At 61.3% G+C, this 22,990-nt stretch carries 20 protein-coding genes; 13 read left to right on the top strand and 7 right to left on the bottom strand.

Annotation, left to right across the window (positions count from 1 at the left end; translation table 11 throughout):
* Positions 1-222: 222 nt before the first annotated feature.
* A complete protein-coding gene (locus ACK6BI_RS08515; protein WP_248740835.1) occupies positions 223-393 on the bottom strand; it encodes a hypothetical protein in 171 nt (56 codons plus the stop codon).
* 48 nt (positions 394-441) lie between these two features.
* Positions 442-729 carry a hypothetical protein gene (locus ACK6BI_RS08510; RefSeq protein ID WP_409316714.1) on the bottom strand — a complete coding sequence of 96 codons (288 nt, stop codon included), beginning with the start codon at positions 727-729 and terminating at the stop codon, positions 442-444.
* A gap of 181 nt (positions 730-910) precedes the next feature.
* Here ACK6BI_RS08510 and ACK6BI_RS08505 point away from each other — a divergent pair, with 181 nt between their 5' ends.
* A complete protein-coding gene (locus ACK6BI_RS08505) occupies positions 911-1,294 on the top strand; it encodes a tautomerase family protein (protein ID WP_260519933.1) in 384 nt (127 codons plus the stop codon).
* A gap of 174 nt (positions 1,295-1,468) precedes the next feature.
* On the top strand, positions 1,469-2,437 hold the full coding sequence (locus ACK6BI_RS08500) for a 2-hydroxyacid dehydrogenase (RefSeq protein ID WP_409316713.1): 969 nt from the start codon (positions 1,469-1,471) through the stop codon (positions 2,435-2,437).
* On the opposite strand, the gene tssA is transcribed toward ACK6BI_RS08500, so the two are convergent.
* The 5 genes from tssA to ACK6BI_RS08475 are packed head-to-tail and all read right to left on the bottom strand — an operon-like array spanning position 2,434 to position 9,938.
* Positions 2,434-3,516: a type VI secretion system protein TssA gene (gene tssA / locus ACK6BI_RS08495; RefSeq protein ID WP_409316712.1), complete on the bottom strand. Its 1,083-nt coding sequence runs from the start codon at positions 3,514-3,516 to the stop codon at positions 2,434-2,436. The genes ACK6BI_RS08500 and tssA overlap by 4 nt on opposite strands.
* Complete coding sequence (locus tag ACK6BI_RS08490) at positions 3,513-7,334, bottom strand: type VI secretion system protein (RefSeq protein ID WP_409316711.1); 3,822 nt, start codon at positions 7,332-7,334, stop codon at positions 3,513-3,515. Before ACK6BI_RS08490 ends, tssA begins: the two co-directional genes overlap by 4 nt.
* A complete protein-coding gene (locus ACK6BI_RS08485) occupies positions 7,331-8,095 on the bottom strand; it encodes a DotU family type IV/VI secretion system protein (protein WP_409316710.1) in 765 nt (254 codons plus the stop codon). Before ACK6BI_RS08485 ends, ACK6BI_RS08490 begins: the two co-directional genes overlap by 4 nt.
* Positions 8,096-8,113: 18 nt before the next feature.
* Entirely contained in the window at positions 8,114-9,445 is a 1,332-nt protein-coding gene (gene tssK / locus ACK6BI_RS08480; protein WP_409316709.1) for a type VI secretion system baseplate subunit TssK, read from the bottom strand.
* A gap of 46 nt (positions 9,446-9,491) precedes the next feature.
* Positions 9,492-9,938 carry a type VI secretion protein gene (locus tag ACK6BI_RS08475; protein ID WP_409316708.1) on the bottom strand — a complete coding sequence of 149 codons (447 nt, stop codon included), beginning with the start codon at positions 9,936-9,938 and terminating at the stop codon, positions 9,492-9,494.
* Positions 9,939-10,166: 228 nt separating this feature from the next.
* Here ACK6BI_RS08475 and tssB point away from each other — a divergent pair, with 228 nt between their 5' ends.
* The 11 genes from tssB to tssI all read left to right on the top strand — a co-directional run bounded on the left by tssB (position 10,167) and on the right by tssI (position 22,986).
* A complete protein-coding gene (tssB, locus tag ACK6BI_RS08470; protein ID WP_409316707.1) occupies positions 10,167-10,709 on the top strand; it encodes a type VI secretion system contractile sheath small subunit in 543 nt (180 codons plus the stop codon).
* Between the two features lie 29 nt (positions 10,710-10,738).
* The gene (gene tssC / locus ACK6BI_RS08465; RefSeq protein WP_409316706.1) at positions 10,739-12,223 is read left to right on the top strand and encodes a type VI secretion system contractile sheath large subunit; all 1,485 of its coding nucleotides are present in this window, start codon (positions 10,739-10,741) and stop codon (positions 12,221-12,223) included.
* Positions 12,224-12,304: 81 nt separating this feature from the next.
* Entirely contained in the window at positions 12,305-12,802 is a 498-nt protein-coding gene (locus ACK6BI_RS08460; RefSeq protein WP_409316705.1) for an Hcp family type VI secretion system effector, read from the top strand.
* A 15-nt stretch (positions 12,803-12,817) separates the two neighbouring features.
* Complete coding sequence (tssE, locus tag ACK6BI_RS08455; RefSeq protein WP_409316704.1) at positions 12,818-13,261, top strand: type VI secretion system baseplate subunit TssE; 444 nt, start codon at positions 12,818-12,820, stop codon at positions 13,259-13,261.
* On the top strand, positions 13,245-15,038 hold the full coding sequence (gene tssF / locus ACK6BI_RS08450; protein WP_409316703.1) for a type VI secretion system baseplate subunit TssF: 1,794 nt from the start codon (positions 13,245-13,247) through the stop codon (positions 15,036-15,038). The genes tssE and tssF overlap by 17 nt, the downstream gene beginning before the upstream one ends.
* Positions 15,002-16,027 (top strand): type VI secretion system baseplate subunit TssG, encoded by a 1,026-nt coding sequence (gene tssG, locus ACK6BI_RS08445; RefSeq protein WP_409316702.1) that lies wholly within the window; start codon positions 15,002-15,004, stop codon positions 16,025-16,027. Before tssF ends, tssG begins: the two co-directional genes overlap by 37 nt.
* Position 16,028: 1 nt before the next feature.
* A complete protein-coding gene (gene tssH / locus ACK6BI_RS08440; protein WP_409316701.1) occupies positions 16,029-18,569 on the top strand; it encodes a type VI secretion system ATPase TssH in 2,541 nt (846 codons plus the stop codon).
* 37 nt (positions 18,570-18,606) lie between these two features.
* Positions 18,607-19,245 carry a YopT-type cysteine protease domain-containing protein gene (locus ACK6BI_RS08435; protein WP_260519945.1) on the top strand — a complete coding sequence of 213 codons (639 nt, stop codon included), beginning with the start codon at positions 18,607-18,609 and terminating at the stop codon, positions 19,243-19,245.
* A gap of 71 nt (positions 19,246-19,316) precedes the next feature.
* Positions 19,317-20,216, top strand: coding sequence for a hypothetical protein (locus tag ACK6BI_RS08430; RefSeq protein WP_409316700.1), 900 nt, complete (start codon positions 19,317-19,319; stop codon positions 20,214-20,216).
* 59 nt (positions 20,217-20,275) lie between these two features.
* Positions 20,276-20,944: an endonuclease/exonuclease/phosphatase family protein gene (locus ACK6BI_RS08425; RefSeq protein WP_409316699.1), complete on the top strand. Its 669-nt coding sequence runs from the start codon at positions 20,276-20,278 to the stop codon at positions 20,942-20,944.
* 32 nt (positions 20,945-20,976) lie between these two features.
* Positions 20,977-22,986 carry a type VI secretion system tip protein TssI/VgrG gene (tssI, locus tag ACK6BI_RS08420; RefSeq protein WP_409316698.1) on the top strand — a complete coding sequence of 670 codons (2,010 nt, stop codon included), beginning with the start codon at positions 20,977-20,979 and terminating at the stop codon, positions 22,984-22,986.
* The last annotated feature ends 4 nt before the right edge of the window (positions 22,987-22,990 follow it).

Genomic DNA, 22,990 nt, shown 5'->3' with positions numbered 1-22,990 from the left:
CTCGGTCAGGACGCGTCGGAAAAAACCGACAGACATGCTCCGGCCGAAACAGGGGCGCGATTCTCCGCGATAAATGAGCAGAAGCAAAGACTTAGCTGAGGAATGGTTGTGCGGAGCAGATTGCAGGGTTGTCGTTTTTGGGAAAATAGTTGTCGGCACCAGATACGTAAAATGTCGTTTTATGACACGTTCCGGCACCGAATGCGCCATGGGAAAACCCGATCAAATCGATCGGGCCAACATGAAGCCAAGGGACATGCAAAAGATACCCAGCCCCAGCAAACCCCAGATCGGGCGCATTTCTTTCCTGTTTTTGATCCGCATTTTTTCGGCCCACTCATCGTGTTCCCGCTCCAGTTGTTCCATTCTGGCTTTGGCGTCATAGGTGCTCATGTTGATTTCCTTTTGGGTCATGTGTCTGAAGATGGCGAAAACGAACGCTCAAAACCTGAAAAAGACGCCCGCCAATGCCGCGCTTGCCGTTAACACGCCGGCCACTACCGCGACTGGATAAAAATACGTCTCCCACTTCAGCTTCTTTTCTTCCGCCAGAAGCTTTTGCCGTTCAGCCACAAGTTTTCGCGTTTCGTTGTGCAGCCTGTCGAGTTCCAGGTTTTCACGGTTGTTCTGAAGCATTGGCCTTCCTTGGCTGATGGCAATTTCCGTCCAGGCCGCCGCTTCATCCTGAAGAACGAGCCCTGTCCTGCTCTCTATGTTTTCGTGCTTCACATCTCACCGTATAGCGGATAAATCCGGCAGCACTCGTAGGCAACATCCGTAAATCCCGCAGTACGAGGCGTCCGTTTCCTAACGTTTTTAAACAACCTCACCTACTGGCATTTTTCGGCTATACCCAATGGCGAACCGACTGACAGCCCTTTCCAGTCCCCCTGTCCCACGGAGCCCTCCCATGCCCCTCGTTCGCATCGAACTGAAGAAACGCCCCGACCCGACCTTCGCCAGACGCGTCGGCGAGCAGATCTACGCCGCCATGCGCAACACGATCAATGTGCCGGAACACGACAATTTCCAGATTCTGGCCGAGCACGACGGCGAGCATTTCGTCTTCGATACGCAATATCTGGGGATCCAGCGCAGCGACCAATTGGTGATCATCCAGATCACCCTCAATGAAGGCCGGACGCTGGAGCAGAAAAAGGCGCTGTACCAGACCATTGCCGGCAACCTGAACACACAGCTGTCGATCCGGCTGGAGGATGTGTTCATCAATCTGGTCGAGGTAAAGAAAGAAAACTGGTCATTCGGCAACGGCATCGCCCAGTACGCCAGTTGATGCATCTGTACACGGCATCGGGACTGCGTTCTGACGAAGCGCCCGCACGCGCCCCGTATCAGCTCCTACACTGGCTGGTGCGGGGCAATGTCGGCCATTGCCAAACCGCTCTGGAATCAGCACTCTGACACGACTTTCGCGCCCGACACGCCGACCGATCACAGGAGCCGAGCAATGCCCGCCACCGTTCTGGTACTGGTTGAAACCATCAATGACTACCTGCCGATACTCGAACGACAGGGCTTTCACCTGATCCTCGCGCCGACTCCCGCCGAACGTGCCCAGGCCATTGCTACCCACGGTACCCGCATCGACGCGGTACTGACCCGTGGTCCGCTGGGTCTGTACGCTGAAGAAATCGCCGCGCTGCCTGCGCTGAAAATCATCTGTGTGATCGGTGCCGGTTATGAGCAGGTGGACCTGCAAGCCGCCAGCAACCGGGGGATCACCGTGACCAACGGCGCCGGGGTCAACGCGTCGTCGGTGGCCGACCATGCCATGGCGCTGCTGCTGGCCCTGGTGCGCGACATTCCACGCTGCGATGCGGCGGTGCGCCGTGGAGAATGGCCGAAGATCATGCGCCCGTCCCTGGCGGGCAAACGCATGGGCATTCTCGGCCTCGGCGCAGTGGGCATGGCCATCGCCAAACGGGCGAACCTGGGTTTCGACATGGAAATCAACTACCACAACCGCCAGGTGCGCAACGACGTGCCCTACGCGTTCTGCTCGACCCCGACCGAGCTGGCGCGAGCGTCGGACTTTCTGGTGGTCGCGACGCCCGGCGGCATCGGCAGCCAGCATCTGGTGACCCGCGCGGTACTCGATGCCCTGGGGCCCAAGGGGTTTATCGTCAACATAGCCCGTGCCAGTGTGATAAACACCGCGGACCTGATCACCGCCCTCGAACAACGGCGGATCGCCGGCGCAGCGCTGGATGTATTCGATCATGAACCCCAGGTGCCCGATGCACTGAAAACCCTGAGCAATGTAATTCTCACCCCGCACGTTGCCGGGCTGTCACCGGAAGCCACCCAGGGCACCGTGGAGCTGGTGGGCAAAAACCTGGTGGCGTTCTTTGCCGGGGAACCGGTACTCACACCACTGACGTTACCGCCCAGGCAGAACAACCAGCGCGTGCACTAAAGCACCCCGAGCAACGTCCACAGCCGCCGCGACTCGGCGTCGGCGGAAATCAGCTCGCCGAGCAGTTCGCTCAACGGTTTGTTGCCCCACTCCACCCCGCGCCGGATCAGGTAAGGCACGGGGCTGTGGGGTTCGGTACGGGCCAGGTATTCGGCGATCAGCAGCAATTGCCGATAGGCTTCTTCACGGCTCGCCGGCTCACGGAAGACTTGCGTCGCCACAGGCGTTTCATCTACTGGTGACGCTTCCATCGCAGGATCTTCAGGAGGTACGACCGGCGCCGGTTTCTGTGGGTGCATCGCGATGAACTCCTGGACCAGGGTCAGCAGCGCTTGAATGATGTCCTGCAAGGGCCGCAAACCCGGCCCTTGATCACCCAGATATGTATCACTCCAGGTGTCCAGGCGTTGCAGGTGTTGCTGGCTCAGCAGCAGATTGCCCTGCTGGCGCAGCCAATACGCCAACGGCGTGGCACGTATCTGGTCGCTGAGTTTCTTCTGTTCATTGCGCGCCGATTCCACCAAGGCCTTGGCGCTCTTGCTGTCGTTGGCCAGCACCTGCATGACCTGCAGGCGTCGCCAGGTTTCCAGGTTATAGGCTTCGAACTCGCTATTGTGCGAGCCGAACAGCGGCACCCGCGTCAACAGCACTTCACTGTAGCGTCGCACCAGCCACTCCAGTGGAATCACCCGCCACGACTGGTCGCCCTCCTCGGCTTGCGGATGAAGCTGTTCCGGGTAACGCTCACACAAGCCGACGATCAGCGCCAGACTGCCGGGCAGTCCATCCAGTCCCTGCTGATGCAGCCACGCTTCGCCGAGCCAGGCGGCGAGCATCAGGTCCTTGCTGCGCTCGGTCAGCAAGGTCGCGGCAAGCCTTTCCACTTCCGGCCAGTTCGCCTGTTTCAGGGTCGTTTGCCAGACACCGGCGGGCAGGCTCGCATCATCCTCGCGTCGCAGCTCTCGAATCAGGTCGAACTCCCGTTCGTAACGCAGATCCACACCGCAAGGCGCGTCTTCGCTGATCGGTGCGAGCAATGGGTCCATCAGGTTCGGCAGCGAGGCAGACGGCAGGCTCACAGGTCCTCCTTGCGAGATTCAATGGAAGCGGTGGTACCGGTCACCTGAAACGGCGAGCGCGGCGCCCGGGTCGGCAACGGCGGAATCGACAATGGCTGCTTCGAGCCCTGACTCATCAACGACAGACGCACGAACATCCGGGCGAACTCAGTCGTGACGCTGTCATTGAGTGCCGTGACCGGCAGGCGCAGTGTCAGCGGGAAATCCGTGTAATCCATGCTCGGCTGGCGCTGCACCGAAAAATGCGCGCGCATCAGCCGCAGCAACGACCATGGCCCGCCGTACTCCCACCCGGCCTCAAGGTCGCGCACCACCAGATTCGGTTGCAGCGGATCATTGACCGGGCGCTCGCGTCCGTTGCGCGCCCAGCGCAAGGTCAGACGGATCGGCTGCCCCACCCTCCAGTGCAGATTCGGCTGCTCGGCGGCGGGATAACTGATCTGCTGACTGCCGGCCAGCAAACCGCCGGCAATCACCTGGTCGGCACCGCGCTCATCGTCGCGGTCGGTGCGCCAGCGCACATCCATTTCCACCCCGAGAATGCCGCTCTTGTCCCGCACGAACAGCGGCGTCAGCCACAGACTTGCCTGTTTCAGACGGTTGAGAAAATCCTCCGCCGCCAGCCGTTCCGGCGTCTGGTTCTGCAGCAGGCCGGCCTGGGCCACTGGCAGGCGTTTGTCGATGATTTCCAGAAAATGCTGTACCCGCGCCGGGTCGGCGTCCTGCGCCTGTATGCCGTTGGCAAACGGAAAACGGTCGGCCAGGTATTGATTGAAATAGCCGGCCAGCTCATTCCACGCCGCCGCGGCCTGCTGCTGTTGCAGGTACTGGCAACGCTGCATGGCCGACTGCTGCAGCTCCACCGCACGCATCGCCAGCGTGCCGCGCCCGCCCGCCAGATTGGCGGTCTGCAGCACCTGCACGCAGGAGCCGGTATCCATGTCGATGAAGTCTCGGCTGACCAACTGTTCGATCTGCGCCGGCGAACTGGCCGGGTTCGCATCCTTGTACTTGAGCAGTTCGTCATTGAGTGCGCTGAACTGGGTGACGCGCTCATAGTCCAGCGCCGACAGATTGCCCTGCTGGGTCAGCAACCACTGCAACGCAGAACTGCGCCGCTCGGTGATCCCGAGCATGGTGTTGAATTGCTGCTTGAGGCTGAGCTTCAGATCCTGCACATCGCTGGCGCCGAACAGTTGCAGGCCGAGGTTTTTCGAACCGTCCCACTGACTGATTTCCGCGCGCCCGCCGAACAGCGGTTGCGCGGTGATTTCATCCAGACCATTGACGATCTGTGCCATGGCCCGGCGATTGAGTGCAGCCTGCAAGCGAGCCGCCAGATCACTGCGATGGACGTCGACAAACGCCTTTTGCAGAGCCATGGCTTGCTCGGCCTTGACGTTGAACACCGCGTAAGGATGGGTCTGGTCGTCGTGATCCTTGAGGCTCAGCCACATGGCCTGCGCCGCCGCACCTTCGGCCGCTTGCAGCAAGGCATCGCGATAAACCGGAGGAATGCGTGGCAGTTCTTCGGCGACATAACTCTTGTAGCTGCTGAAGTAGTCGAGCGACGTATTGAGATCATCACCATCAACGATCTTGCCCTGGATATTGACGCTGTCTTCGCTGGCGCGCATGGCGACGGACAAGAAGTCACGCTTGAACAGCGCCTGCACCGCGTTGTTGAGCTTCACCACCTGATCCTGCAATGCCAATTGCCCGCTGCCCTGCTGCACCAGCAGGTTGCCGCGCGAACCGACCTGGGCGATCCACTGATCGCGAAAACTCTGCTGCAACTTGCCGGCCTGCGCATCCAGTTGCTGCTCGACCGCCGGGCCGAGCAGCGAGCTCTTGCGTACCTTGTCGAGAAAGTCGCGGTAGCCCGGCACCAGTTCCTGGCCCTTGCCGCGACTCCAGGTCGAGTTGGTCAGCGCGATCGCTGCTTGCAGGTCATCGATCAGCGCCCGCAGGTCTTCCAGTTCCTTGAGACTGTTGCCACTTCCGGCCTCGAGCTGTTCCAGATGCAGCTTGAGGTAACCGGCCCTGCTCACAAAGTTGTCGGCGAGAAAATACTGATCGAGCCAGCGCTCCATCAGCCCGCTGAAGTTGTTGGTAATCGACGGGCGCTCGACACTCAGATCCAGCGCCTGCAGATCACCGCCATCACCCGACGCCAGCAAACGGTTGTAATACGTGGAATGGGAAACAGTGGCCGCATTGAGATTCAACGACAGCGCGCTGTTGCTCAACAGCACCAGATCATCCAGCGGGACGCGCGGGTTGTTCTGCACCTGGGCAAACAACTGGTTCTGCTGTTCAAGACGCAATGCGCGGTCCACCAGATCCGTGGCCTTCTGGTAGTTCTGCCACTGCGCCGGGTCTTCGCCTTCAATACCGGTACGCCGGTCAGTGGCACGAATTGTCTTGATTTTCGCCAGTTCCGCCACCAGCAGCTGGTGCAACGGCTGAACCATCTGGCGCTGCAAAGAGCCGTACAGTGCCCGTTCAATCTCTGCGTCCACCGAGGAAAACCATGAAGCCGGAAACGCCAGCGAAACGTAATGCCAATGCGGCGCTCGCTCCAGCACCCGCCAGAAACTCTGTACGTTGCGCCGCGTGGGCTCGATACGGTGCGCGTCGTCAGTGACCGCAACGTAACTTTTCTGTGCACCCAGCATCAGCCGTGCCAGCTCGTGGGCATCCCTGGTGGAGTCGCGCCAGATCCAGACCATCGCCACCGCCCAGACCACACCGACCACCAGTGCGATACCGGCGGTCACCCGCTGCCAGCGCTGTCGCAAGCGCAACAGGCGTGGCACGCCCAGGGCCAGCCCCCGCTCACCCACCAGCCGCTGACGCCACAACTGACGCATGAACGCACTGCGCTGCAGGCCGCTGTCCTCGGCGGAGAATCCGTCCAGCGCATCTTCCGATGGCTGATTGGCACTGAAATACACCCCGCGAAAACAGGGTGCCTCACCTTGCGCATTGCCTTGAAATACCGGTTCGAGCACGCTCTGCAAGCCACGCCGCAAGGTTTCCAGGCGCTCCGGCAAGGCATACAGATCGGCGCCGAGAGACCCGGACAACGTGCCGATTTCGATCACGGCTTCCGACACGGCGCGGTGCAGGCGATCCAGTGCCTGATCGCTCCACAGTCCTTGCCACACGGCGTCGCGCGCAAAAGGTGAAGACCAGCCCAATGTGCGCTCGCGAGCATCCTCGGGCAACGCACCCATCAACTCCTGAAACCCGGGCAGCTCTTCCAGACCGGTGACGATCACATAGACCGGCACACTCAATCCGAAGCGTTGCAGCAAATCGATGAAGCGTCGCCGGGCTGCCAGACCGAGCTGGGTGGCTTGCTCCAGATTGCTCAAACGGCTGGCCGGCACCGTCCAGATCACCCCGTCCAGCGGACGCTTGCCGCGCAGGCGCAGGATCAACCCGAGCAAACGCCACCAGCCGCCACGTTGCAAATGCATACCTTCATCCGGCAGGAACAGCGCCTGCGGCACCACCAGCACCGCACCTTCCGGGTCCGACCACCAACGACCGAACCACGCCGGTTTGTCGGTGGGCTGCAAGCGCCACTCCGTCACCAGTTGAGTGCCCTGGGTTTCGTCGCCCAGCATCAGCAGCCATGGCATCTGATAGCGATCGCGACTGCCCTGCTCCTGTTCCATATGGCGTACAGCAGCATAGAAACTGCGGATCGCCGCACCGCTCTGTGTGCGCAACCACCAAACCGCCACGGCAATGATCACCAGCAACAGCAGCACGGCGACAACCCAGGCGACCATCGTCAGCGTGCTCATGAATCCTGCTCCGACTGGGTCACCGATTCGGTCATCTGCAACACCGGTTCCAACTCGGAACGAATGTCACGCCAGAGGAACTGACCCAGCCCGGTCAAGAGCAGCACCATCGCCAGAATGCCCAACGCCAGTCGAAAGCCGTCCGGCAGCGCGGTGCGTACCGGCAACTGCAATGGCGGGGCCTGCGAAGGCTGCAGCAGGCGCTGGCTCACGCCTTCGTAACTGGCTTCGTCCTGCCAGGCAAAACTGAACAGCGCCAGACGCCACTTCTCCAGTTGCGCCTGACTGTGCTCGCCACGCAAACGGCCATGAAAGCCGAGAATCAAACATTGCAGATAGACGTTGGCCAGATCGCGGCTGGTGGCCTGTTGTTCATCGAGCAGGGCCTGAATCGCCGCCGGCAACTGCTCACCGGCCTGACGAGTCGAGTACAGGCGTGATTCCAACGGTTTGTCCTGCCACGCCGCCTGGCCCGGCCAAGGACTGAACAGCAGCGTTTCATCGACCAGCGCGACAAAGGCGTACACCAGTGCCTTGACCTGCCCGGTCGCCGAATCGCCAACCCGTGAATACGCCGTGCGCCACAAACGCTGGGACGCCTGGGTCGAAAGCTCGACGACGGTTTCCACCAGCGCCGCTTCGTCTTCGCTGTCCTTGGGCAACTGGCTCCAGTCCAATTGCCATTGCTGCCACGCCTGACGGAACGCGCTGCTCAACGGTGCGTCCTGCAAACCCAGGCTTGCGGCACTTCCTTGCGACATAGGGCGTTCCTTGTGTGATCAGGCACGTTCACTGTTCTGGGCGACAAACAACACCACTTGCCACGGACTGCTGGTCAACCGGTTGGCCGGTGCGGCGATCACCAGCGGCAATTGCGCGTCGAACCAGTTGCCTTCGGCCGTCACCACAAACAACCGGGTGTCCTCGCCGACGCTGTAGGCCACCTGCTCGTTGCGGCTCATGGCCTGGTGCGTCAGACCGCTCATGCGCTGGCGACTGAGCAAGGCGATGTGCGGCGCCGAGGCGATGATCGCACCCCGCAGCCAATCACCGGCCGCCTGTTCGCTGGCGCCATTGGGCATGCGCAAGCCGATGACCAGCCGCTGACTGGGCTGCTCGTCCGGCAACTGAATGGAAAAGCTGTGTTCGCTGCGTTCGAACGCGATGCTGCGGTAACCGGCGCGGATCAGTTCCAGGCAGGTTTCCAGCCAGTCCAGCAGCGGTTCGTAACCGCGCTGCAACTCGAAGAAGTCCAGCGGCGCGAACGACGGCACGCCCGCCAGCGGATCCAGCGCCGACCACGCACCGGCCAGTCCCAGCAACTGCACGTACAACGCCTGCGGATGGGCGATGCGGCTGTTCAGCGAGCCTTCCACTTCCGGCAGCCGCGCCCATAACGCCGTCAGTTGACGACGGATCTCCAGCGCATCGTCCAGATTGCCGGACTGTTGCGCCTGCCGCAGACGCCCGCCGAGAAACAGGCATTTCTCCCGGGCCCGTGCGCAGAGCCCGGCAATCCGCCGGCCCAAAGGCGAATCCGGCAGCAGGACCGGCGTCGGTGGAGTGTAGGGCAACGGCAGGAACCCGCCGCCCTCCCGGCGGACTTTCAGCAGCGGCAGACAGATCGAGTCAGCCTTGTTCAGTTGCGTGCACAGGCGCGGATTGGGTCGCCATACCGTGATCGATTCCGGGAATTCGCCACTGGTAAGATCCGGCAACGCTTCACCGACCACCGATTGCAGACGCCCCTTGAGCGGCAGCAGCTGACCGGCGCGCCACAGCGGACTGATCGCCAGGTACACAGTGACCGTTGCATCGTCGGTCTCGTTGATGGCCGGACCGACATCCAGTTCCAGCGGGGGGCCGACACCCGCTTGCAGATCGACCGGCAAGCCGTCGGGCATCGTTCCTTGCAACGACACGACCCTCACGATGCCGGCACTCATCGCCGAAGGATCGAACTCCATGTGACTGACACCAAAGAACCACGGATTGCAGGCCTGGGCCAGGTGCGCACCGAGTGCTTCGGCCCGCAGGCCCTGCAACTGAAAATGCTGTGGCAGCAACTGCATGCCTTCATGCCAACAGACCGCGTCAGGTAGCAGACTCATACGACTCCCTTCGACAGCACCGCGAACCGGCGGCGGACGGTTTTTTTCAGTTTTCCTTGCTGACCAGCGTCATCTCGCGGCTGTCGAACTTGAGCCATGCATCGCTCTGATCGTCCAGCCGCAAGCGGTGCGCTCCGGGTGTGTTATAGCTGGCGAAGACCAAAAGTCCAGCCGCCCGCTTGCCCCCCAGCGGGAAGGGTTGGCGGTCGATGAATTGCCCCGGTACCAGTTCCAGTCCCCACACGCTCATCGACTGACGATAATCGCGCTGATACTGCTCGCGCCCGGCGAACCATTGCTGAGCGCTGATGCCCGACAGTTGCTTGAGCAGGTCCGGATCATTGACCGCGATGAAATCCACGGCAATCGGTGTGTCGTCGTTGGCCTTGGGTGCGACGTCGAGGGTCAGGCTGTCGAGGTCGACTTTCGGCCCGAAGAACGAACAGCCGGCCAGCAACGAAAAGCCGATTGTTAGAAAAAGTCGTGAAGACAAAATGAATTTTCCTTTTCGTGACCCAGTCCAAAAAAGTTTTTCGCTTGCATTTTTATAGACCTGTTCTAGCGTCTTGGGTAGTTCGGTTCCTACAGCCGAATGTGGAAGGTTTGTCAAAGGAACGACAGGTCATCTGCCTCCCTTTCTAACCTGTGGTCCAGCAAGGGAAAGCGATGAACGGGCCTCCCCGATGCATTGCGCCCGTCCATCGCATCGGAGTCCGCCGCCATGGCAGAAAGTACCCAGCACAAGCTCGACCGGGTTCGCCCGCCCCGAGTGCAAATCACCTACGACGTCGAAATCGGCAACGCCATCGAGAAAAAGGAATTGCCGCTGGTGGTCGGGATCCTCGCCGACCTCTCGGGCAAACCGCTCGAACCATTGCCAAAACTGAATGAACGACGTTTCACCGAAATCGACCGCGACAACTTCAACGATGTACTCGCCTCCATCGCCCCTCGCGCCACACTGCAAGTCAACAACACCCTCAGCGGCGACGACAGCAAGCTCAATATCGAACTCAAGTTCAAACACATCGACGATTTCGACCCGGTCAAGGTCGTGGAGCAAGTCACCCCGCTGCGCCGCCTGTACGAAGCCCGTCAGCGTCTGCGCGACCTGCTGACCAAACTCGACGGCAACGATGATCTCGACAAGCTGCTGCGCGATGTCATCGCCAACACCGAAGGCTTGCAAGAGATCAAGTCGGCCCGCCCGGACAACGCTGTCCCGGCATCTGATGCCGAGGCCCCGGCCGAACCGCAAGCCTGATCGTCCACCTGACCGAGGAAGAATTCGCCATGCCCGCCGCCGCCCAGAATCAAGCCAGCGAAAATGCTGCCGCCGAGACTTTATCCCTGCTTGACCGGATCATCGCCGAGGGCCGCATGGCCCATGACGACAGCCAGCAGGACTATGCCCGCGACATGCTCGCGGAATTCGCCACCCAGGTACTTGACGAAGGCATGGCCATCGACAAGGACACCGTGGCGATGATCAACGACCGCATCAGCAAGATCGATGAGCTGATCAGTGCCCAGCTCAACGAAGTGCTGCATCACCCGGACCTGCAAAAACTCGAAGCGTCCTGGCGCGGCCTGCACATGCTGGTGCAGAACACCGAAACCAGCAGCCGGCTGAAACTGCGCCTGCTCAATGTGACGCAGAAAGAGCTGCAGAACGATCTGGAAAAAGCCGTCGAGTTCGACCAGAGCGCGCTGTTCAAGAAGATCTACGAAGAGGAATACGGCACCTTTGGTGGCCACCCGTTCAGCCTGCTGGTGGGTGATTACACTTTCGGCCGTCATCCGCAGGACATCGGCCTGTTGGAAAAACTGTCGAACGTTGCCGCCGCCGCGCACGCGCCGTTCATTGCCGCTGCCAGCCCGCGTCTGTTCGACATGAACAGCTTCACCGAACTGGCCGTACCGCGTGACCTGTCGAAAGTGTTCGAGAGCCAGGAACTGATCAAGTGGCGTTCATTCCGCGAAAGCGAAGACTCGCGCTACGTCTCACTGGTCCTGCCGCACTTTCTGTTGCGCCTGCCCTACGGCCCGGACACTTCGCCGGTGGAAGGCATCAACTACGTCGAAGACACCAACGGCACCGACCACAGCAAATACCTGTGGGGTAACGCCGCCTGGGCATTGTCGCAACGCATCACAGAAGCCTTTGCCAAATACGGCTGGTGCGCGGCAATCCGGGGTGCCGAGGGTGGCGGCGCGGTCGAAGGCCTGCCGGCGCACACGTTCCGCACCAGTTCCGGCGACCTGTCGCTCAAGTGCCCGACCGAAGTGGCGATCACCGACCGCCGCGAAAAGGAACTCAATGACCTCGGCTTCATCGCCCTGTGCCACAAGAAGAACAGCGACATTGCAGTGTTCTTCGGCGGCCAGACCACCAACAAGTCAAAGGTCTACAACACCAACGAGGCCAACGCCAACGCACGGATCTCGGCGATGCTGCCTTACGTGCTCGCGGCCTCGCGTTTCGCCCATTACCTGAAGGTGATCATGCGCGACAAGGTCGGCAGTTTCATGACCCGCGACAACGTGCAGACTTATCTCAACAACTGGATCGCCGACTACGTGCTGATCAATGACAACGCGCCGCAGGAAATCAAGGCGCAGTACCCGCTGCGTGAGGCGCGGGTGGACGTCACCGAAGTCGCCGGCAAACCCGGCGCCTATCGCGCGACCGTGTTCCTGCGGCCGCACTTTCAGCTCGAAGAACTGACGGCATCGATCCGCCTGGTCGCGACCCTGCCGCCTCCGGTAGCCGCTTGACCTGCCTGCGCCCGCAGGATTTCCCTGCGGGCGCTCCCTCCCCCGTTTGTCTAGCGCGATAACCTTCAGGAGTTTCAAGCGATGGATGCAATCATTCTCGACCTCGGCGGCGACATCAAAGGCGACAGCCTGCTCGAGGGCTACAAGGACAAGATCGAAGTCATGTCCTACAGCCACAACGTGGCGATGCAGGTGACCAACGACGTCAGCAACTCGGAACGCACCTCCGGCCGGCCGCACATCGGTGAGTTCACCCTGACCAAATTCATCGACAGCTCGACGCCCTCCCTCAACGAGTACTGCTGCGCCGGCAAGCCGATCCCGGAAGCCAAGATCACCATCGGTCGCAACGCCGCCGAAGGCAGCGGGCAGATCATGCCGTTCATCAACTACACCCTGACCAACGTGGTGATCTCCAACGTCAGCGTCAGCGGCGGCACCGGGGGCAAACCGGTGGAAACCCTGTCCCTGAACTTCACCAAGATCAAGTGGGAACTCACCGCGCAGAAAGACGACGGTACCAAGGAAGGCACCGCCGGTACGGTGTGGGACCTGGCCGCCAACAAGGCCAGCAAGTAACCGGACGCAATGGCCATGGCCGGCACCGGCATTGTTCCGCCGCTGTTCGAACGCCTCGCGTCCGGCGACGCCGAGGGCGCGCAGGCGTTCGATCGTCAGGGATTGCTCGACTCCGTGCACGCCGAACTGGCGCGTCTGTTCAATACCCGCCGAGGCCCGCGCACGCTGACGCAACCACCCAGCGTGATCGACTACGGCATTGCCGACTGGAGCGCTTTGCAACAACAGCGCAGCGATGACCGTCGCCGGCTGGCGCGGGATATCCGCGAGGCCATCACCCATTTCGAACCGCGCCTGCTGCTGGGCGAGGTGCAGGTCAATCCCCTGCCCGAACAGCCGCAGAGGTTGAGCATCCGCCTGCGCGGCGAGCTGCGCAGCAGTCGGCAGCAGTGGCCAGTGGCATTTGTCATCGAGCCTGGCAACGAAGGGTTGGAGGTGCGCCATGAGCGACTCGATTGACCCGCAACTGCTCGACTATTACCAACGCGAACTGACCTGGTTGCGCCATGCGGGCAGCCAGTTTGCCGAGCGCTATCCGAAAGTTGCCCGGCGACTGGAACTGTCGCCCGGCGAATGCCCCGACCCGCATGTCGAACGTCTGCTCGAAGGCTTCGCTTTGCTCGCAGCGCGTCTGCAACGACGGCTGGATGACGACTACGCGCAATTCAGCGACGCCCTGCTGGAGCAACTTTACCCCCTGGCGATGCGCCCGTTACCCTCCTGCGCCATCGTGCAATTCGAGCCAGACCCGAGCAAAGGCAAGCTCGACGGTGGCTATCCCCTGCCGCGGGACACGCCGCTGTTCGTCACGACCGGCAAGGGCGAAAGCATTCACTTTCGCACCAGTGCCGCTGTACGACTGTGGCCGATCGAAGTGACCGAAGCGCTGTTGCTGGGCAGTGACGAGGCCCAGGCGCTGACCGGAGTGGCGCAGTCCCGTTCGGCGTTGCGCTTGAGCCTGCGTTGCCTGGGCGAAAGCCAATGGTCCGGGCTGGAGATCGACCGTTTACGCATTCATCTGGCCGCCTCGCCAGTGATCAACGCCGGACTCTATGACTTGCTCGGTGCCCATGCCGTGCAGGTTCTGGCCGGTGCACCGGGGAGCGTTCCCGCGAAACTGAAGGGTCTTCCACGGATCGTCGGGTTCGCCGATGACGAAGTGCTGCTGCCCGACGAGGACGGTGTGCATCCGGGCATGCGCCTGTTGGCGGAGTACTTTGCCTTCCCGGAAAAATTTCATTTCTTCGACCTGCCACTGGGCGGTGCTTGCAGCGACGGCCAGACGCTCTACCTGTACATCGTTTTCGACCGCGCTCCAGTCAGTCGTCTGCACTTGCAGGCCAGTGATATCGCCCTCGGCTGCGCACCGGTGATCAACCTGTTCCCGCGCACCTCCGAGCCGCTGCGCCCCGACGGCACCCGCAGCGAATACCGGTTGATCGCCGACAGCCATCGGGAAAACAGTGTCGAGATCCACAGTATTCGCGCAATGCGCTCAAGCTCCGGCGCCGGCGTGCAACGTCTGCCCGCTTATTACGGCAGCCAGCACAGCGGCGGCGATCAACAGCGCTACTGGCATGCGCGGCGAGTCAGCGGCCAGTCACCGAACCGGCTCGGCAGTGACGTGCTGGTGAGCGTGGTCGACACCCGTTTCGAGCCGCAAACCGATCTGCCCGACTACAGCCTGACAGCCGAACTACTGTGCACCAACCGGCACCTGGCCCAGAGCCTGCCTGCCGGTATGCCGCTGGGGTTCGAACGGCCGGGGCCGGTGGCGTGGGCACGCCTGCGCAATCCGCCGAGCCCGCAGAGTCTGCCGCGACTCGACGGTGATTCGCGCTGGCGGCTGGTGTCGCAACTGACCCTCAATCATCTGTCACTGGTCGAAGGGCCGCAGGCGCTGGATGCGTTGAAGGAGATTCTGCATCTGCACAATCTGCGCGACGAGGCCGGCGCGGTGCGCCAGATCGATGGGGTGCTGAGCCTCGCTTGCGAACGGGTGATCGGCCATGTCGGCGCCGATGCCTGGCGCGGCTGGCGCAACGGGCTCGAAGTGCAGTTGCAGCTTGATCCGCAGCATTTTGTCGGCAGCAGCGCGGTGCTGTTCTCGGCGGTGCTTGCACAGTTCTTCTCGGTGTACGCCACGGCCAATCGCTTTGTGCGCACAGTGCTCATGCAGGCGGACAAGGAGGTCAAGGCATGGCAACCCCAAGCCGGCATGCCCCTGTCGCTCTGACGCTGGGCCAGCGTCTGCGCCGCGATCCGCAGGCATTCGAATGGTTGCAGGCATTGCTGTTGCTGGAGCGCGAACAACCGCAGGCCGACTCTCTCGGCTCGGGTACGTCGCCCCAGGCCGAAGCGCTGAAATTGCGCGGGCCGCTGACGCCCGTGTTCGCTGCCAGCCAGATCGAAAGCTTCGAGGAAACACCGGACGCGCCACCGACCCTGACCACGCCGATGTTCGGCCTCGGCGGCCCGGACGGTCCGCTGCCCTACGCCTATCAGGAGTGGCTGCAACAACGGGCCCGGGCCAGGGATCACGCACCCGCCGAGTTCCTCGATCTGTTCCAGCATCGGCTACTCAGCCTGCTCTACAAAGTGATGCGCAAGCACCGGATCGCCCTCGGTTTCACCCCACCCGGCGCCTCGCCGGTGCAGGCGCAATTGCGGGCGCTGACCGGTTTGCTGCCCAAGTCGCTGCAGGAGCGCCAGGCGATGCCCGACTGCGCTGTTCTGGCCTGCACCGCCTTGTACGCCGATGGCCGCAGATCTCTGGCCGGGTTCGCGGCCATTGTCCGTGAGCAATTTTCCGTACCGGTGGAACTGAGCGCCTATGAAGGTGCCTGGCGTGAAATTCCACGCGCCAGCCGCAGTGTCATGAAGGTCGGCGGGCGCAACCTGCAACTCGGTCGCAGCGCCGTCGCCGGTACGCGGGTCTGGGATGAACACGCGGGGATTCGTCTGACACTCGGCCCATTGTCCTCGGCCCTGGCTGCCCGGTTCTTGCCGGACGGCGAAGCACACCCGGCACTGGCCAGCCTTGCAGCGTTGTATTTCGGCCCGGACCTGGACGTGAAACTGGTGATCCTGGTACGCGGTGCGGGACCGATGAACCTGAGTCGTCAGCCCCCGGCACTGCTGAGCTGGAACGGTGGCCTGCAGCGCCAGGCCAGCCTCACCGTGCAACGCATCGAAACCCGCCTTCGTCAGCTGGAGATCACCTGAAATGGAACTGGCCAGCCTGATCGGACGCCTCAACCCGGACAACCGCCGCGCCCTCGAACGCGCCGCCCAGCGCTGTCTGCAGCGCGGGCATCACTTTGTCGAGATCGAGCATCTGCTGCTGGAGTTGCTCGACATCGACGGCGGCGACTTCGCCTTTCTGCTGTCGCGCTTCGGGCTGGAGCGAGATGCACTGACGTCCGAAATCAACAAGGCACTGGAGCTGTTCAAGACCGGCAGCACCCGGACTCCGGCGCTGTCGTCGCACACGCTGGGGTTACTGGAAGATGCGGTGGTGCAGGCCAGCGTGCTGGGGATCGACAGCATCCGTTCCGGGCTGTTGCTGCTCGCGCTGATCGACCGGGACGAACGCCGCAGTCTGTTGCTCAACAGTGCGTCATCCCTGCTGCGAATCCCCAGGGAAGCCTTGCGTGCGAATCTGCTGGAGTGGACGGAGAATTCCCGCGAGCACGCAGGCCCGCGCTCTGTGACCTCTGGAAATCCGGCGCCGCGGCAGGACTCGGTACTGGACCAATACACCCAGGATCTGACCGCTGACGCCCACGCCGGGCGCATCGACCCCATCGTCGGTCGCGACGGCGAGATTCGTCAGTGCATCGATATTCTTCTCAGACGCCGGCAGAACAACCCGATTCTGGTGGGTGCACCGGGCGTGGGCAAAACCGCCGTGGTCGAAGGTCTGGCGCTGCGCATCGCTGCCGGCGACGTACCTCCGTCGTTGCAGGAGGTCAGCCTGCGGGTCCTCGACCTCGGTCTGTTGCAGGCAGGTGCCGGGGTCAAAGGCGAATTCGAACAGCGACTCAAAGGTGTGATCGACGCCGTGCGCAGCGCCGACCAGCCGATCATCCTGTTCATCGATGAGGCTCACACCCTGATCGGCGCAGGGGGCTCGGAGGGCGGCAGCGATGCGGCCAACCTGCTCAAACCGGCCCTGGCTCGGGGCGAGTTGCGCACCCTCGCCGCCACGACGTGGATGGAATACAAGAAATACTTCGAGAAAGACCCGGCCCTCGCCCGCCGCTTTCAGCTTGTGCAGGTGGAAGAGCCAGATGAAATCACCGCCGTGGAAATGCTCCGGGGCGTGGCTGCCAAACTCGAACAGCATCACGGCGTGCAAGTGCTGGACGCAGCGATCCACGAAGCGGTGAAACTCTCGCACCGCTACATCTCCGGCCGTCAGTTGCCGGACAAGGCCATCAGCGTCCTCGACACCGCCTGCGCCCGGGTCGCCCTCGGCCAGCACGATGTGCCACCACCGCTGGAAAGCCTGCGCCACCGGCAGAACAGCTTGAAGGATGAAGTCGAGCGCCTGCGCCGGGAGCAGGCCACGGGGCTGGATCATCGTGAGCGCATCACGCTGCTGGAGAATGAATCGAAAACCAATGTGCAGGCCATTCGCGAACTGGAAACTCGTTGGGGCGAGGAGCGCGTCGCCGTACGCGAGCTGCTCGAGACCCGCCGTGAATTGCTGGCGTTGAGCGAAAGCGCCGACGGCGACAAACCTGACGAAGCCACCGACAGCCGCATTGATCATCTGGCTGCTGAATTGCTGAGACTTGAAGCGGGACTCGATGCAATTCGCCAGGACGATCCACTGGTGCCCGAACAAGTCGAGAGCAAAACCGTCGCGGCGGTGATTGCTGGATGGACCGGTATTCCCATTGGCAAGATGCTCGCTGACGAAGCCCATGCCGTACGCACCCTCGGCACCCGCATGGGCCAGCGCGTCATGGGCCAGAGCACCGCGCTCAACACCATCGCCCAGCGTTTGCAGGCTTACCGCGCAGGGCTCACCGATCCGCAAAAACCGGTCGGCGTGTTCTTGCTGGTCGGCCCCACGGGGGTCGGCAAAACCGAAACCGCCTATGCACTGGCCGACGCGCTGTACGGCGGCGAACGCAATCTGATCAGCATCAACCTTTCGGAATATCAGGAAGCCCACACCGTCAGCCAGCTCAAGGGCGCCCCGCCGGGTTACGTCGGTTATGGCAGCGGTGGCGCACTGACCGAAGCGGTGCGGCGCAAACCGTATTCGGTGGTGTTGCTGGACGAAATCGAGAAGGCGCACCCGGATGTACTGGAGGCGTTCTACAACGTTTTCGACAAAGGCTTGATGGAGGACGGCACCGGGCTGGTGGTGGACTTCAAGAACACCGTGATGCTCGCCACCAGCAATGTCGGAGCCGAATTGCTGCTCGACACCCCGGCGACACAGGTCGGTTCCGAAGCCTTCAACGAAGCGCTGCACAAAGTCCTGCTGCAAGCCTTCCGCCCGGCGTTTCTGGCGCGCATGACCGTGGTTGCGTATCGACCGCTGGACGAGCAGACACTGGAAGGGATTGTGCTGGCAAAACTGGAAAAACTGCGTGGCCGCTACAAGGCGGCAACCGGTAAACAGTTCGAGTTTGATTCAGGAATCGTCAAAGCCGTGCTCGCCAAGTGCAGCGCGGCAGGTGCGCGGGATGTCGAAAATGTGTTGATGACGCAAGTGACAGGGAAGTTGGCGGAGTGGGTGTTGGAGTAGTTGTGCGCAAGCGCGTCGCCGGAATCTGGGAGGCAGCATGAGCTACAAGGCCATTTGCGACAAAATCGACGGACACGGCGAAGGCGTCTACAACTTCGGTCAGTCCAGCTTTCTTTTGCTCGTCGCCGACAACCGGGACGGCATCTGCCGGGGTGTCAGCACCGCATGGCTCATCGCCAAGAAAAAAGGCAACGACTACCTCAAGGACATCGTCAAGCCAACGATGAAAACCGGACTTCTGCACGAACAGAAGACGGCGCGCCAGGCCTCGGACTTCCAGTCAGAGTATGTGGACATCAGCGGCGATACGCCCGGGTCCCCGTCAGCCGCGACCCTGGGGGCATTGAGAACCGGCGGGGTGGGATCGCTGGGCCAGACAAAAGCGGAAACCTACCAGAGCTTCGCCACCGCCGGTAAAGCCATCGGCGAGTTCGTACTCACCTCGTCCTGTCGCTACTTCATTCTGTCGATCAAAGGCACGTTGGGCGGGCATTCCGTAGCCTTTTACCGACCTTGGGTACTGTTTGGCAAAAGCAGCAGTTGCGTATTTTTTGATCCCAATTTTGGCGAATTCAAGCTGGAGGGCTCCCAAGGCGTAGCCCTCTGCATGGATGCGGTCGCAACGGCTTACAACCAGGGCCTGTCAACGGGGTATCGGCTTTGGGGGTTCAGTTGACGTGAAGTGACGTCAGTAAAGGTGTCTGACTTTTTGCACCCTCTTCCAGATCATTTGGCAAAGGATTTCCGATGACGACTTTTTCAACGCTATGCACTGCCGAGTTATCCAAGGCAGAACACGATCCGAATCACGTCGGCGGCGTTTGCAGAATCAATCGCAACGACAGCTATCTGGTGACCTTTCATAACAATGGCTACGACACGCCCGCCTCGCCGCCCGTCATGGGCGAGACAGTGCTGCAACTCGACCCGGCCCCTCGCATTCCCTCTGTCAGGGCCGTCGTGAAAAAAGAAGTGATGCAAACCCATGAACATCCTGCCAAACGCGAGTACGGATACTGGGACACAATGGTCGGAATCGCGGAATCAGGACGTATGAGCTACGAACATGAAGCGTTGATACTGCATCGGGAACGCCTGGGCTATGGACTGGATGATTACGAAGGTGCGGTGCGCAGAGTCAAGGAGCAACAACTTGCCAACATGAAGAGCAAGCGCGCGATTGCCGCGCAGGATATGGAAAGAAAATACAACGCCGATGCGCACTCGAAAATGATATCGGCCATCGCAGAAGAACAGTACATCGCCCTGCAAAAGCGCTCACTGACCTACCCGTCCGAATACGGCGCGCCGCGTGAGGCCAACGATTCCGGCGGGCATGCGGAAGAAAACTTCATCCGCGCCTGGAGCGCACTGTGCGCGCAAATTCCAGAAAAAATCACCAACGTCGAACTGTATATAACACGCATGCCGTGCCCCGACGCTTCCTCCGGATTCTGGCTGGGCGCCAACCTGTACAACGAGGGCTGCATGAGCAAGCTGGCAAAGTTGATCACGACCGCTGACGAAGCCATTCAATGGCAGATCACCTATACGCAGATGTTGAATGGCAGTGACCAGGCCTTCTCTCAATCATTGACCCGGCACTTTCCCGAGAGCAGGGTCAGCTTTTCCGTCAGGGGCTCATAGCAGGTGTCGATCCAGCGCTTTCATCATTCCCATACACGCCTCTAATGAAGGCTCGCGCCATGAGAATCGGAAGTTTCAATGTCGAAAAAAACGGTAAGTCCTCGACACTGGACAAACAGACGCAGGTCGATGTTTTCCTCTACAACTGTTGCTCCAGCAATTACTGGAACGCCGATATCGTTTTCCTGTGTGAAATACACTCCGCGCAGATCGACAACTACCGCCAGAACCTCGCGGCCATCTACCCCACCTACAACGTGTACGCCTTCACGGGTGGATACTCGAACGCCTACATCGTCATGGTCAAAGGCTTCGAAGAACTGCAGGTCATCAGCCAGGGCAGCCTGTTTACCCTCAACAGGGATCTGATTGCTGTGGAAGCTCACAGTGTCAGGGGCTACACCGGGTATGTGTTCCTTGCGCACTTCAAGTCCGGACAAAATGGCGTGACCAAAAGCCAGCTCAAGTCCTGCACGGCATTGGGGGGCAAATGGGTTGCCACCGGCGACCTCAATCTGGATTACCAGAACGTCGGTCAACTCGACACGGCCGGCTTGGCGTATGAATGCTGGGGCGGCCTGCAGACACAGGCCAAAGGCGGCATTCTCGACTGGGTGCTGGCCTCTGCCGATGTGACGGTAAAGACTGTGGATCTGACCGGCCTGGCCCATGTCTTCGACATGTCCGGCCCGGATCATCGACCGATTCTTTTCGACGTCACCGGTTGAGTCCGGCCTTGTGCTGTCATTGAGGAAATCCGATGCCCCGCTCCACCGACAGCAACACCACGCTCTCCCTCACCGCCTCTTCGCTGTCGGCGCTTTATCCTGAGTCAATGTCAGGCGAGGAAGCCCTGAACGGACCGGGTTTGCAAATCCTCAACGGTCTCAACGACGGCACTACCCTCACCTTGACCTCTGCCATCGCCAGCCACGTCACCATCACCCTGCACAACGACGCTCAATTGCGCCCGTTCGATGCCTTGGTCGCTGAAATCCGTCAACTGCCTGCCGACGCCACCGCCGAGCGCTATCAACTGGTTTTACGTCCGTGGCTCTGGTGGCTGACCCTCGCCAGCAACAACCGCGTGTTCCAGAACCTCGCCACCTCGGACATCGTCACCACGATTTTCAAGGCCCACGGCTTCACCGATTTCAAACTCTCGCTGAGCGGCAGCTACACGCCCCGCGAATACTGCGTGCAATATGGCGAAACCGACTTCGCCTTCGTCTCACGGCTACTGGAAGAGGAAGGCATCTTCTGGTTTTTCACCCACGACGAGGGCAAGCACACACTGGTGCTGGGCGACAGCAATGACGCCTTTTTGCAGATCCCCAACGGCCCGAAGGTCAAATATCTGGGCCAGCAAATGGGCGAGCGCGAGTTGCATGGCATCCGCTCGGGTCAGGTGTGTCTGCAAGCGGTGGCCGGGGTATACAGAGCAACGGATTACGAGTTCACCACACCGACCACTTCACTTTTCGGCCAGGCCGAGGCCGTGGCGGGGCCGCTGTCGATCTATGAGCATCCCGGCGGCTACAACGCCAAGGCGCGCGGCGACGCGCTGACCAAACAGCGGGTCGACGGGCTGCGCAGTGAGGAGAAACGCTTCGTCGGTGAAAGCGACTGCCGCTGGCTGGTGCCGGGCCATTGGTTCACCCTCGACGGCCACGAAGACGCAAGCCTGAACATCGACTGGGTCGTCACGCATGTCACCCACGACGCCAGCCACGAAAGCTATCGCAACCGCTTCGAAGCCATCCCCAAAGCCACGCCGTTTCGCCCGCCCCGTACCACGCCCAAACCGCGCATGCATCCACAGACCGCGATCGTCGTAGGCAAGTCCGGCGAGGAAATCTGGACCGACGAATACGGCCGGATCAAGTTGCAATTCCCTTGGGATCGCGACGGCAAGAACGATGAAACCAGTTCCTGTTGGGTGCGCGTGGTGTTGCCCTGGAGCGGCAAGGGTTTCGGCATGCAGTTCGTGCCGCGCATCGGCCAGGAAGTCATCGTGACCTTCATCGACGGCGATCCGGATCGACCGCTGGTCACCGGTTGCGTGTACAACGGCGACAACGCCCTGCCCTATGCCTTGCCGGCGAATCAGACCCAATCAGGAATCAAGACTCAATCGTCCAAGGGCGGCGGCGGTTTCAACGAGCTGCGTTTCGAGGACAAGAAGGATGCCGAAGAGGTGTTCCTGCAAGCGCAGAAAGACCTGAAGATCAACGTGCTCAACGACACCACCGCCACCGTCGGCCACGACGAAACCCTCACGGTGCAAAACGCTCGCACCCGCACGGTCAAGGAAGGCGATGAAACCGTGACGCTGGAGAAAGGCAAACGCAGCGTGACTATCCAGACCGGCAGCGACAGCCTCGATGTGAAGGACAGCCGCACGGTGAAAGTCGGCGCCGACCAGAATCACAGCACCGGCGGCAATTACACCGACAAGGTCACCGGCGACTACAGCCTGACGGTGGACGGCAACCTGACGATCAAGGTCAGCGGCACCCTCACGCTGCAAAGCGGTGGCAGTTTCACGATCAAGAGCGGCGCAGATCTGGCGACCTCGGCCAGCACTTCGATCACCCAGAAGGCCGGCACCGCCATGACCAACCAGGCCGGCACCTCGCTGGACAACAAGGCCGGAACTACGCTGACCAACGATGCCGGGATCAGCCTGACCAACAAAGGCGCGGCTTCGCAGACCGTGGACGGTGGCGGCATGCTGACCATCAAGGGCGGGCTGGTACAGGTCAACTGACAAG

The organism is Pseudomonas sp. KCJK9016 (assembly GCF_046231795.1).
Classification (GTDB): domain Bacteria; phylum Pseudomonadota; class Gammaproteobacteria; order Pseudomonadales; family Pseudomonadaceae; genus Aquipseudomonas; species Aquipseudomonas bananamidigenes.
This window is presented reverse-complemented; position numbering and strand designations above follow the sequence as displayed.